Origin of the sequence: Corynebacterium sp. LaCa117 (genome assembly GCF_046717765.1) — a bacterium.
GTDB lineage: Bacteria > Actinomycetota > Actinomycetes > Mycobacteriales > Mycobacteriaceae > Corynebacterium > Corynebacterium kefirresidentii.
The window spans coordinates 70,127-82,758 of record NZ_CP177102.1 but is presented as its reverse complement, the minus strand read 5'-3'; the positions used below and the strand labels follow the sequence as shown (position 1 = coordinate 82,758).

12 protein-coding genes are annotated in these 12,632 nt (G+C 57.3%); 1 reads left to right on the top strand and 11 read right to left on the bottom strand.

Translation table 11 applies throughout. The annotated features are described in order from the left end of the window. The first annotated feature begins 32 nt into the window (after positions 1 to 32). Positions 33 to 1,166 (top strand): ROK family transcriptional regulator, encoded by a 1,134-nt coding sequence (locus ACLI1L_RS00445; RefSeq protein ID WP_411707752.1) that lies wholly within the window; start codon positions 33 to 35, stop codon positions 1,164 to 1,166. Here ACLI1L_RS00445 and ACLI1L_RS00440 read toward each other — a convergent pair. The 11 genes from ACLI1L_RS00440 to ACLI1L_RS00390 all read right to left on the bottom strand — a co-directional run bounded on the left by ACLI1L_RS00440 (position 1,149) and on the right by ACLI1L_RS00390 (position 12,622). Beyond that, positions 1,149 to 1,745: an HAD-IA family hydrolase gene (locus ACLI1L_RS00440; protein WP_023020292.1), complete on the bottom strand. Its 597-nt coding sequence runs from the start codon at positions 1,743 to 1,745 to the stop codon at positions 1,149 to 1,151. The two genes, ACLI1L_RS00445 and ACLI1L_RS00440, sit on opposite strands and share 18 nt — an antisense overlap. A 13-nt stretch (positions 1,746 to 1,758) precedes the next feature. Then, complete coding sequence (locus tag ACLI1L_RS00435; RefSeq protein ID WP_200288422.1) at positions 1,759 to 2,112, bottom strand: hypothetical protein; 354 nt, start codon at positions 2,110 to 2,112, stop codon at positions 1,759 to 1,761. A gap of 82 nt (positions 2,113 to 2,194) precedes the next feature. Further along, positions 2,195 to 2,695: a ferritin gene (locus ACLI1L_RS00430; protein WP_394287014.1), complete on the bottom strand. Its 501-nt coding sequence runs from the start codon at positions 2,693 to 2,695 to the stop codon at positions 2,195 to 2,197. A 303-nt stretch (positions 2,696 to 2,998) separates the two neighbouring features. Then, the gene (locus ACLI1L_RS00425) at positions 2,999 to 4,480 is read right to left on the bottom strand and encodes a SulP family inorganic anion transporter (RefSeq protein ID WP_394287013.1); all 1,482 of its coding nucleotides are present in this window, start codon (positions 4,478 to 4,480) and stop codon (positions 2,999 to 3,001) included. 21 nt (positions 4,481 to 4,501) lie between these two features. Next, the gene (locus tag ACLI1L_RS00420; RefSeq protein WP_005326355.1) at positions 4,502 to 5,014 is read right to left on the bottom strand and encodes a phosphoribosyltransferase; all 513 of its coding nucleotides are present in this window, start codon (positions 5,012 to 5,014) and stop codon (positions 4,502 to 4,504) included. A gap of 73 nt (positions 5,015 to 5,087) precedes the next feature. Next, the gene (gene amn / locus ACLI1L_RS00415; RefSeq protein WP_411707751.1) at positions 5,088 to 6,491 is read right to left on the bottom strand and encodes an AMP nucleosidase; all 1,404 of its coding nucleotides are present in this window, start codon (positions 6,489 to 6,491) and stop codon (positions 5,088 to 5,090) included. Between the two features lie 233 nt (positions 6,492 to 6,724). Beyond that, a complete protein-coding gene (locus tag ACLI1L_RS00410; protein WP_250409662.1) occupies positions 6,725 to 7,873 on the bottom strand; it encodes an MFS transporter in 1,149 nt (382 codons plus the stop codon). Further along, a complete protein-coding gene (locus ACLI1L_RS00405; protein WP_005326349.1) occupies positions 7,866 to 8,171 on the bottom strand; it encodes an ArsR/SmtB family transcription factor in 306 nt (101 codons plus the stop codon). The genes ACLI1L_RS00410 and ACLI1L_RS00405 overlap by 8 nt, the downstream gene beginning before the upstream one ends. A gap of 586 nt (positions 8,172 to 8,757) precedes the next feature. Then, positions 8,758 to 9,471, bottom strand: a complete 714-nt coding sequence (locus ACLI1L_RS00400; RefSeq protein WP_005328258.1) for a response regulator — start codon at positions 9,469 to 9,471, stop codon at positions 8,758 to 8,760. Further along, positions 9,464 to 12,058: an ATP-binding protein gene (locus ACLI1L_RS00395; RefSeq protein WP_411707750.1), complete on the bottom strand. Its 2,595-nt coding sequence runs from the start codon at positions 12,056 to 12,058 to the stop codon at positions 9,464 to 9,466. The genes ACLI1L_RS00400 and ACLI1L_RS00395 overlap by 8 nt, the downstream gene beginning before the upstream one ends. A 12-nt stretch (positions 12,059 to 12,070) precedes the next feature. Continuing rightward, the gene (locus ACLI1L_RS00390; RefSeq protein WP_411707749.1) at positions 12,071 to 12,622 is read right to left on the bottom strand and encodes a potassium-transporting ATPase subunit C; all 552 of its coding nucleotides are present in this window, start codon (positions 12,620 to 12,622) and stop codon (positions 12,071 to 12,073) included. Positions 12,623 to 12,632: the final 10 nt, after the last annotated feature.

Genomic DNA, 12,632 nt, shown 5'->3' with positions numbered 1-12,632 from the left:
CAAAGCAGTCTGGGATGCTTATACTCCTTTTTATGATCAAATCTGGCCCAGTGTTCACGCGGCCCCGCACGCCGGCCGCAAAGTGCCTCCATTTGGTGCGCCTGAACCCGATCATCACCCGGAGCGAGTTGGTGGAAGCCACCGGGCTTTCCCAGCCCACCATCACGCGCGCTACCACTTCCCTACTCAACGCGGGCCTCATCCAGGAACGCACCGACCTCACCCAATCCCGTGGGCGCGGCCGGCCAACCGTGCCGCTTGAGGCAGCCGATAATGACTGGGCGCTCGGTGGCATTTCCGTGGGCACCAAGCAGACCTACATCGGCCTCTATGACATCAAGGGCCGCACCTTAAGCGAAGAAGAGTTGGCTACGCCGGTAGCAAACCTCAGCGAGGATGACTTCCTCGAGCACATCATGGCCGGCATCAATCGCATGATGACCAACCTGAACCACCGCTTGGTCTCCCTCGGCGTGACCACCTCCGGCACCGTGGATGACAACGGCTTGGTCACCGCGGAAAACCTCAATTGGCACGGCGTGGACATCGCCGAACGCCTGCGCTTCCAGTTCGGCGTACCCGTAGTAGTCTCCTCCGCCATCCCGGCCATCCTCGGCTCCGAAACCCAGGCGGCCGAGATTGGCACCAGCGAGCGCGTTCTGGTGCTCTTTGCGGACGATTCCATCGGCTCGGCACTCTCCGTCGAGGACGAGGTCAGCCCCATTATTCCCGTGCCGCAAACGCACTCTGAGCTCCTTGGCCACGGCGCCTCCGAGCACCTACTGGCCACCCGGCACATCCTCGAGGCAATACGGCAGGAGGGAGTGAAGGCTGCCTCGCTCACCGAGGCCGCCCACATCGCCGAATCCAACCCCACCGTCCGCGCCATTTTGGACGAGCGTGCCCGCCAATTGAGCACCATCACCGCGGAACTGGTCAAAGCTCACTCCCCGGCCACCGTGGTCATCGCCGGCGGCGCGTTTACCGACGACCCGAAGGCCCCCAAGCAATTCGCCGCCACCGTCCGCGCCTCCGCAGGCGATGAGTTGCAGCTGCGCATGATCCCCAGCCATAAGGAGATTGTCCGCGCGGTAGCCCGCACCGTGGCCACCGACCAGCTCCTGCGCCAACCGCTGGAGCTAGGCCGCTCACTCCAGTGTGCTTAACACCTCACGTACCGAGTCGATGCCGCGAAAAAGATGGGCATTGAGCCCGCAGTAGCTAGCGCCCTCCACGTAGTCGATGCGGTCATCAAAAAAGTGCGTATCTTTCGGCTGCGCGGATAGCGCATCCACGGCTACGCGATAAGCCTCCGGGTGCGGCTTTGCCAGCCCAATATCGCAGCTGAAGGTCACCGCCGCGCAGTCCTCTAGCCAGGTATGCTTCTCGCGCACCTGGCCCGCCAGCGTGGTGGGAATATTAGACAAGATGCCCACGCTATAGCCTTCCCCGATAAGCCCCTTGACCAAAGCGACCATCTCCTGGTCGGCCTCCAGCAAACCGCGGTTTTCACACGCTACCGCCTCCGCGACGGGTATCTCCCCCAACCCTGCGCGGGCCGCTACCTCATTCCAAAAGTGGCTATCACTAAAGATGCCGGCATCATAGTCCGGGCGATAAAACCCGTAGGCCTCCCACATCGCCTCGGCATCGGATGGCGCGAGGAGGCGCTCCAAGGCTGCATGACTTTCTGGGGTAGCCGGGCGCATGAGCACGCCATACATATCAAAAAGGAGTTTGGGCATAACGAGAGCCAGTTTATGCGCGTTTCGGCGCCTGGGTCAGCACGGCTACGATTCCCACACCGGCGCCGGCCACAAAAACGGGCAGCATCGCGGAGACCTGTTCCATAGACAAGGCGAAAATGCCGCCGATCGCACCGATGAGCAGCATGCCACCAAGGCTATACAGCGAGCGAGTAACCAAGCCGCGCTTTCCCGCGGCACCGTACACCAGCAGCGCGAGCCCGGCGAATGGACCGAGCATGAGCGCCGCAGTGGTCAGGAATACCCCCAAGGCCACGTGGGTGGACATAATCGCCGCTCCCACGATGAGAAAAAGCGCCAGAATCAAAAGCGTCATGGCACAGAAAGCCTTGCGTTGTGTTGACATAAAAACAATCCTCCCACGGCAGTGCAGTGCCGTGGGAGGATTGCTCTAAATCTTGATGGGTTTGTTATTCACCCAGGCGCGCTTAGGCAGCGCCGCCTTCGGTGCGACCAGCCAAGCGCTCATCGATGCGTAGCAGGCCAGAGCCGTCATTTCCTACCAGCTTGATCTGGTCCAGAATCTCAGAAACGGTAGCTTCTTCTTCCACCTGCTCGCTCAGGAACCAGTCAACAAGCTGGCGGGATTCCAGGTCCTGTGCGTCCAGCGCCGCGCGAGCGATGGTGCGGATTTCCTCGGAGACCTTCTGCTCGTGCTCCAGGGAAGCCTGGAACGCATCCTGCGGGTTAGCGGCCTTTACCGAACCAACCGGGATGTCAGTGAGCTCTACGCGATAACCGCGGGAGAGCAAGTGGTCCGCAATCTTCTCGGCATGCACGCGCTCTTCAGCGGCTTGGCCCATAAACCAATCGCGCATACCCGGGAAGGAGAGGTTGTCCATCTCGAAGGCCAGCTGGGTATAGACCATGGAAGCGCCGTACTCGCTAATGACCTGGTTATTCAGGAGGGTTTGCAGTTTCTCGTCCATTGTAAAAACCTTTCTGTGCAGGGAAACCTTTCTGTGCAGGGAAATCAATAAGTGCTAAACACCACACTACCGAAGATTCTCCCGTGATCCAGCAAGGCCTACTTAAGTAAACTTGCACGTCATTATGCTTTTTTAGATTGGATAACCTAAGTTAGCCAAGACAAAGCTAGCCACCGCGCGCAGGCAAAGTTCCCCTAAGAACGCGAGGTCATCGCAGATCCTTTGCATTTACGCCAACGCGAGCTCAAGGTCAGTTCGGCGCCTACTACTTAAGCCTCCGCACCCCAGTCCATAAATGTGATGTTAGTCACCTAGGCGGCCGCTAAGGCGATTAAGGCGCTGCGCACTAGCTCCCTCTAGTCCGCGAAACTCTACTTCGATGCCCCGATCGGCGTACTTCTTCTGCACCGCATCCAGCGTCGCCACCGTAGAGGCATCCCATACCTCGGCCTCCGTCATATCTACCACCACACGCTGGGTGTCCAGCGTGTAGTCAAAGGCATAGACCAAGTCATTGGAGGAGGCGAAGAACAGCTGGCCACGCACCGCATACTCGGCATCGCCTACTTGCTCTACCTCCACCAGGTGAGCCACGCGGCGGGCAAAGCCAATGGATGCTGTCACCACACCGAGCACCACACCGACCGCCAAGTTATGCGTGGCCAGCGTGCCTACCACCGTTACCAGCATCACCAGCGTTTCTGATAGCGGCATGAGCTTAAGCGTGCGCGGGTGAACCGAGTGCCAATCCACCGTAGTTGCGGCCACGATGATCATCACCGCCACCAGGGCGGCCATCGGAATGCGGCCGACGGTCTCGCCAAGAAGAAGGCACAGGATAAGGAGGAAGGCGCCCGCGAGGAACGTCGACAAGCGCGTGCGCGCCTGGGATGCCTTCACGCCGATCATGGTCTGGCCAATCATGGCGCACACGCCCATACCGCCAATGGCCGCGGCGAGGATATTGCCCACGCCCTGGCCAAAGGACTCGCGCGTTTTATCGGAGTGGGTATCCGTAATGTCATCCACCAGCTTCGCCGTCAGCAGCGATTCCATCAGCCCCACCAACGCCATACCAAAGGCATAGGGCGCAATAAGCCGCAAGGTATCCAGGTTCCACGGAATATCCGGCACGAAAAGTCCCGGCAGCGAGGTAGGAAGCTCGCCTTGGTCCGCCACATCGGGGACCTGCCACCCGGCCACGACCGCAATGATGCTGACCACCACAATGGTAACGAGCGGGGCGGGAATCACCGTGGTCAGCCGCGGTAGCCCCAACATAATTGCCAAGCCAATGGCCACCAGCACATAGACCATCCACGGCACATCACTAAGGTGCGGCAGCTGCGTAGTAAACATCATGATTCCCAGCGCATTCACAAACCCCGTCATCACCGAGCGCGGGATAAAGCGCATGAGCTTGGCGACGCCCACCGCAGCCAAAACTACCTGCATGATTCCCGCCAAGAGCACCGCGGCGACCACGTAGTCATGACCATGTTCATGCGCGAGCGGAGAGACAACGAGTGCCACCGCGCCGGCCGCTGCGGAAATCATCGCCGGCCGGCCGCCGGTAAAGGCGATGGACATTGCCATCACGACGGAGGAAAACAATCCCACCCGCGGGTCCAAGCCCGCAAGGATGGAAAAGCTTAAGACCTCCGGGATCAAAGCAAGCGCCACCGCGAGTCCGCCAAAGACTTCCTTGCGCAGACGAGCGGGCGAGGAAAATGCATAACGGAAACTGGCGATGACGCCGGTAGGGGCAGGCTGTTCTTTAATCACGCCTGCACATCCTAGTGGACTTTAGGAGCCTTCCTTAAAGGAGCCATCTGCAGTGATTACGGGAAGCACGGACCAGGCGAAGTTGATCCACTGATCGGTCTTCTTCCACGAAAAGTCCGGTTCAAAGATGGTCTTCGGTTTGGTATAAATGACGGCCGAGCGCACCTCGTCTGCGGTTTCCTTAAGCAGATTAACCACCAGATCCAGGGTCTTGCCGGAGTCCGCGACGTCATCTACTACCAGTACCTTCTTGCCCTTTAGCGAATCCGTGTCCAGCTGCGGGGAGAGGATGATGGGCTCCTCCAGGGTTTGCCCGATATCGGTATAGAACTCCACATTGATAGCGCCCATGGCCTTGACACCGATGGCATAACCGATAGCACCGGCTGGGATCAGGCCGCCGCGGGCGACGCCCACGATGAGGTCAGGGAACCAACCAGATTCCACAATCTGTTCCGACAGGTTACGGCTCGCCTCGCCGAAGACCTCCCAGGTGAGGTTTTCCCGGTCCGGGTGGATCCAATTTTCAGTCACGATTGTGTGGCTCCTTTTGCGTCATGGGATTTCTTTGTAGTTTAACGAGCATTGCCTGCCAAAGAAAAGGCACCTACCGGAATGGAACCTCGCCCAAAGTCCGGCGCAGCTTGCGCGTGCGCAGGCGCTCCGGATTTTCGGCTAGATGCTCCATCGCACGCACCGCGCACATCACGTGAGCTTCCTTCGAGTTGGAATAGAAGGCTTGCGCCTGGGCCGGCAGCTTCGGCACCGCGTGCAGCGGCAGGTCAGAGACCGAAAGCAGAGTTCCATAAGGAACGCGGTAGCGATAGCCATTGGCCGCGAGCGTGCACGATTCCATATCGACAGCCACCGCGGTGGAGGTACGCAGCCACTCCCACAGATCCCGGTTAGTGCGCCACTCCCAATTGCGATCATCGGTGGAGAGCACCGTACCGGTTCGCATGAGCGAATTATCGTCGCCATATACCGCCTTCACCGCAGACTCAAGCATGCGCTGTACCTCCGGAATCGCCGGGATGGGAGAGGTCGCCGCGACCTTTTGGTCCAAGATGTGGTCATTGCGCTGGTAGGCATTGCCCAAAATCAAATCCCCGATGCGCATGCGCCCATCCATGCCAGCGCAGTGGCCGATCATGATCCAGGCCTCCGGCCGCAGCACCGCCAAGCAATCCGTAATGGTTTTGGCATTCGAGGGGCCTACGCCGATATTGATCATCGTGATGCCATCACCACCGGCAGTAATCAGATCAAAGCGTGGCATTTGGAAGCGAGAGGTCAAGGTAAGACCATCCACATCGAGGTCCACCGCATCGTTGGGGTGGATGGTCTCTCCATTGGGTAGCACCAAGGCGGTATAACGCGAGTCTTCCCTGGTCAACTCGCGCAAACCGAATTTCACAAACTCGGTGGTGTGCATCGCGTAGTTAGTAAACAAAATGTATTTTTGCACCGTATCGACCTCGATGCCGGTGTAGTGCTCAATGCGTTCACACGCGATATCAAAGCGCTGGGCGCCAAAATGAAAAAGCGGCTTTTCCGCACCGTGGAAGGCATCCCATTCGCCATCAATGATTGCATCATTGACCTCATCCAGCGTCGGAAGCGGAATAGGCCCGCGTTCCTGCGGGGCTTTCCTTGTGTCCTTGATGTACTCCGGTGGAATGCGCTGGTCGGATTGGCCAACAAAGATATCGCACGGATAATTCCCCGCCAGGCGAGTCAGCTGCTCGTGCAGGTAGTCCCGAATGATGTGCGGCTTGGAGATTACCGCCGAGTACTTGCCGGCCTCGTTAACGTAGCCGAAGGGCTCAGAACGATCGATCGGCTGCCATTTGCGGATATCCACCGTGACCTTGGGATAAACCACATAGCGATAGTCATCAAGGTTTCCTGATTCCAAAGTCTTGCGCGCAAGCTCGCAGGAATTCTCGTAAATCTCGATCAGACGGTTTACCGCCTCATCAACGGAGTGGACATGCTGCAGATCGGTCATAAGCGCGAGTGTAGCGGGGACTTCGCAGCGCGGCAGCGGTCCGCACATTTCATTATTCTTTTCCGCGGTAACTTCAGTGATACCACTACTGACATGATTTACTGCGAGAAAATCAAAGACCTAGGATCAGTCCTTTTAGCTGCTAAGAGTATCAAAGCAAAGGTCTCAAAGGGAATGCGACGAAGAGCTCGACTATGTCGATTCGGGCATCGTCCCATCAATCCGAAGTATTCCTAATTCACATTGTCCCCAGTATGAGAGCGAGAAGAGGCACTAGCCCCAATACTGCAGACGATTCCTACTAGGACTGCACCTAATGCTCCTAACAGGATTCCCGTGGAGGAGGGCAACAGTAATCCACCCACTGCGGAGCCGACTGCCGAGCCAAGGTAGTTCGCAGATGCATTAGCAGCAACAGCAGTCGCCCCTTCATCAGGGTTTGCACTAAGCATCGAATGCTGCTGCGGTGCCATAGACGACCACCCCAAAAGCCCCCAAGCAAAAAGACACACCACTGCCACCACGTGGCTCGAAGGGAAGAGAAGCAGTAGAGCGAAATCAGTCACGAGTAATGCAATGATAATGACCGTTAGTTTGCGTGAACTATTAACCTTGTCGAGCACCCTACCAATCCCAAAAGCACCCACTGCCCCGCCGATACCCCAGACCCACATGCCAGCAATGGTGTCTACCTGCACACGATCAAGCACTACAGGAATATAGGTGTACAACCCCAGCGAACCCACTCCAACAAAGAAGGTAACTAAGATCGTCAGGAAATTATCCACTCGGCCGATGACTCGGAGTCGCTGCCCCAACGAGGAGGAGGGCACAGCCGGTACCACACTCGCTTTGCGCAACGCTAGACCCGCTAACGCCACTATTCCAATGGCCGAGACCAAAGCGATGGTAGCCCTCCAGCCTAGCTGTTTAGCTACCCCCAATCCCACCGGTACGCCCACGACAGTTCCCACCGCTAAGCCAGCCAGCACCATTGACAGTGCGCGCCCGCGATACTTTGCTGGGACAGACATCCCCGCTACGGCTGAGGACAACGGCGAATAAATTCCCGCTGCTGCACCTGCGATTAAGCGCGACACTAGAAAAACGCTCACTGTAGGCGAAACTGCAGTCACGACATTCGCCAAAGAAAACACAGCAACAGCTCCAAGCAGACCACTCCGCGGATCTTTGCCTGCCCTACCCGAGAACAGCGGACCAGATATTGCGTACGCGCCGGTAAAGGCGGTAACGCCCAAGCCGATCACACTGCCACTTGTACCCAAGTCGTTTGCAATCTGTGATAGCAGCCCAGCGATAACATATGCGTCCAATCCGAGCGCTACACTGCCCAAAACTAACGGCCACAGCTGTTTAAGCATTCGAAATCACCATATCGAGCAAACCAGGGAACCGTTCGTCTAGATCGCCTCTGCGCAAAGAGATAACACAAGTTCGTCCCTGGCTTCTTGTCCACGTCACACCGGCTTCACGCAGCTGCCGAGTGTGGTAGGTCAGGGTAGATCGTGGCAGGTCATCAGCGAGCGTCAAACTATCGTGCTCCTGACCGTCTGCCAGGCGCCTAACCATCTCTAACCGGATGGGATCACTTACCGCAGCCAGAACACGGACAAATTCAAGGTCCTCGGTGGCCGGATGCTCATACTTTCGTGGGCTCATCACAACTCCAATCGTGCAAGAATTCCTGAACGATTGACCACAGTAAGCTACCCGAGAGCTTCGTGCAAGATTTCTTGCACGAATGCAGGTGCGCAGATAAAGCCCCACCCAGACAGCGATAAATGAACACCGGAGTCTTGAGGAGTTCTATTTTTAGATACCAAGCTTTCAGCCCCAGACGTCTCTAATTCATAACTTTCAACGTTGGAACAATGAATCGAGCCAAGCTTATGAAAGTAGAGAGCCTTTTTCCTTTTTCTAACGGTGCGTACAACGTAGCTTGATTTAATAGACCCTTCTACCCAAAAATATGCTCGAAGGTTCTTTGGTCAGGAAAGCATGACAGACACCGTCACCCCTTCAGGGAAAAGCAACTAATCTGCAGCACCAGAAATGATTTAGAGAACGAACAATCGCTGGTGACCAGTTGAAATGTTTAGTTCTCACGCGCTTGCAGTTGGTTAAATGCGCAGGGCACACCGAAGCCCTCGACGCATAAGCGTTATGGATACCAACTCGCACCCCTCCACTGCACAGAATTGCCACTGCAAGAGTAGTTCCCTGCAGAAAATGGCGTCAGCTACTCCTAGACCCCAGGGGAGGTAATGAAGCGGTATCCCAACCCGGGTTCAGTAAGCAGATATTGGGGATCAGAGGGATCGGTTTCCAGTTTGCGGCGCAGCTGCGAGGTATAGATGCGCAGGTAGTGGCTTTGCCCTTCGAATCCCGGGCCCCAAATCTCTGCGAGGAGGTCTTCTTTGCGCACCAAACCGCCGTGGGCACGCAGCAGCGTCGTAAGCACGCCCCACTCAGTAGGGGTCAGGTGAAGGGGCTTTCCTGCCTTGGTGATGGAGTGTCGAGGGACGTCGATCAGCACATCGCCCGCCCGCACCATCGTGGCTTCCCGCTGGGCAGATGGATGCTGGGGGCTGCCATGCCGCAAAGCCACGCGCACACGGGCCAAGAGTTCTTCCATAGAAAAGGGTTTGGTCACATAATCATCAGCACCGCGATCTAGGGCCGAGGCACTAAATAGGGGATCGGACCGGGCCGTAAGAATCAGAACGGGAATTGCTGACCACCCTCGAATCCCATCGAGGACCTCCCGCCCATCCATATCCGGCAGACCCATATCCAAAATCACCACATCGGGCTGATGCTGGGAGACCACCTGCAGACCCTCCGCCCCGGTGCTGGCTGAATACACCTCATACCCACGCGCTTTAAAATTAATGCTCAAGGTGGTGAGCAAACGCGGATCATCATCCACAATGACTATCGTGGCCTTTTTATCAGTCATGGCTTTTCTCCTCCCGCAGCGGGAAACTCAGGATAAAGGTCGCTCCTGGAGTGGCCTCTACGGTGATAGTACCGTCCATGGCCTCCACAAATCCGCGTACAACGGAGAGGCCTAAACCCACCCCGTTGTCATTGCTGGTATCGCCCAAGCGCTGAAAAGCTTGGAAAAGCTCCTGCTGCTTTTCTGGTGAAATTCCCGGCCCGTCATCGCTCACACTCAGCTCCACGCGCTCATCTGTAACCTGCGCATCAACGTTGACTGGTCCGCTCGGCGCATAGCGCAAAGCGTTATCGAATAGGTTCGCCAGCACGCGTTCCAGCAAAACGCTATCCGCGCAACAGGTGCGGCCACGGAGTCCAGAACCAATATGAATGCGACCAAGTTGGTCCTTGCTATGTCCAAAGGCACAGGAAGCAATAGCCCGATTGGCTACCTCGTATAACTCCACAGTATCCCGGCGTGCAGTTACCGCTCCTGCACTCAAGCGCGAGTGATCCAATAGGTTGGTCACGAGCAGCGTGAGTTGATCGATGCTAGCTGCGGTTTCCGCCAGCAGTATTTCTTGATCCTCTGGACTGAATTCGATTTCGGAATTCCGCAAAGAGGACACAGCCAGCTTGGCCGTTGCTAGGGGCGTGCGCAGATCGTGGCTCACGCTCGATAGCAGCGCACGACGCAATTCATCAGCGGCAGCAATGGCATCGGCACGTGCGGCTTCAGCCGAAAGCTTGTCGCGGCGCACGATGCCGGCTAAGTAACCTGCCACAACCGCCACCAAAGCACGGTCGCGGGCGGATAACGCTGGACCCTCCATCACAATCTGGACCGTAGTGTCCTCGCTGGAAACCAACGTTTCTACCTCGCGTTTATGAGTCTTAGCGGGGATATGCAGGTGTTTACTCTGCCGGGGCGAGGCCGCCGAAGCGTGCCAGGTAGAGAGTATGTCCCCGGAGGCGTCAAGAAGCACGGCCTTATGGCAGCCGAAAGTCTCTCCTACCTTGCGAAGCACTGCGTCGATGGGAGATACGTCCGCACGGCGGTTGAGGGCTGCGCGGGAAAAGACCGTCAAGAGCTCAGCATCGCGCGTGGCAATAGCCGCATTATGGTGCTCTATTTTGGTGCGCCGCACTTGTAAACCCACGGCCAGGGCAATAGCTACCATGACCACGAGGATGACAGCGTTAGCTGGCTCAGCAATATCGAACGTGTACAGGGGCTCGGTAAAAAACCAATTGACCGCCAAGCCCGAGGCAAACGCAATAATTACCGCCGGCCACAGGCCAGCGAGCATGCTCACGAGGAGGATCAGCGCAAAGTAAAAAGCAGAACACGTGCCTGTTCCCAATGCCGAGCCGTCGATGTCTTGCAACAGTGCGGTCAAGGCGATGAAAGCGACAGCTGCGCCTACCCAAGACACCGCCCGGCGCGGGAGGGAATGCAATGGTCGCAGCAGTGGTGAAAGAGGCGAGGGTTTATCGGACGGAAGATTAACAATGTGACAATCAATCTTGCCTGAATCCCGCAACACGGCCTCAGCAACGGTGCCGCGCCAGTGCAGGCCTAAGCGACGCCGTGGTGAAACCCCCAGGACCAGCTGGGTGGCGTTGACGCTGCGGGCAAAATTAAGCAGCGCTTCTGGCACCGAGTCACCGGTGACCTGATGCAAACGGGCACCCACGTCCTGAGCCAAGGATTGTAATTTGGCCAGTTGTTGAGCGGAACCTGCAACGGAAGATTCACCGGAAGAAAAGGAGTCCCCAAAAATTACGTGGACTACATGTAGCTCGGCTGAGGATTTGGATGCGATGCGGCGCCCGCGGCGAATGAGCAGTTCTGCGTGCGCGACGTTCTGAATGGCCACGACCACCCGCTCCCGCGCCTCCCAGGTATCGGTAATGTCCTGCTCAGAACGGTAGGACGCGAGAGCCTCATCAACCTGGTCCGCCAACCACAACAGGGCAAGCTCCCGCAGTGCAGTCAGATTGCCCACCCGAAAATAATTATTCAACGCTGGGGCAATGCGCGCTTCTTTATAGATTTGGCCATCACTCAAGCGGGTGCGCAAGAGCTGCGGGGATACATCCACCAACTCGATCTCGTTCGCCGCACGCACCACCTCGTCTGGCACCGTCTCCTGCGGGGAAATACCGGTGATCTGGTTTATTACGTCATTGAGGCTTTCAAGGTGCTGGATGTTCAGGGTAGAAATCACGTCGATTCCTGCGGCTAGGAGTTCCTCTACGTCCTCCCAGCGCTTAGCGTGTTCCTCACCGCGCGGATTGGAATGGGCAAATTCATCGACCAGAACGGTTTCCGGCTGGCGCGAGATGATGGCTGCAGTATCGAGTTCTCCGGTGGATAGTCCGGCGGCGTAGCGCCGCGGGATGGTCTCAAGGCCATCACACAGCGCCCGAGTGAATTCGCGCCCATGATCTTCCACGATGCCAATGACCACATCGCGGCCGGCCAGCACAAGGCCGTGCGCCTCGTTGAGCATTGCACAGGTCTTACCAGACCCAGGCGCCGCGCCGAGGTAGATCTTCAAAGCGCCACGCTTGGTGCGCGCCGGAACTTTCTTGTCGTTCATATAGCACTCATCTTATGAGCAGGACGGTGGATTGGGCAGCGCTCGGTTGAGAGTAGTGACGTTGACTGCGTCTTCGCCCAGGAACCCGAGGCTGGCATGCTCCGTGTTGTCCTCGATGAGGCTTCGCACTTCTTCGGTGCTCATCCCCTGCTCTCGTGCGACACGCGGAGCCTGTAGTTCAGCGTACGCAGGGCTAATGCCAGAGTCGACACCAGAGCCGGAACCGGTTACCGCATCGGTGGGAACATCTTCTGGAGCGGCGCCTTCGCGCTTGGCGATGTCCCCGCGCCGTTGCTGCACGGCTTTTTCTAGCTCGGAGCTACTAGCGCCGTAATTGCTCATGCCTTCGGAACGGGGGAAGAAGTACGGGCCTTCGGTCTGGCCATCTTGAAGCTGGGTCGAGCCAGCTAGGCACTCACCTTGGTAAAGGAGGTTGCCCTCGGCGGAGTCCGGCTTGATGCGGGAGATTCCCCACACGGCAGCAGGATAGATCATTCCTAGTGCGATAACGCACAATAGTACGGCTACGAATCCAGCGGCGAGGTTACGAAAATAGACACGCATTTTTGGTCCT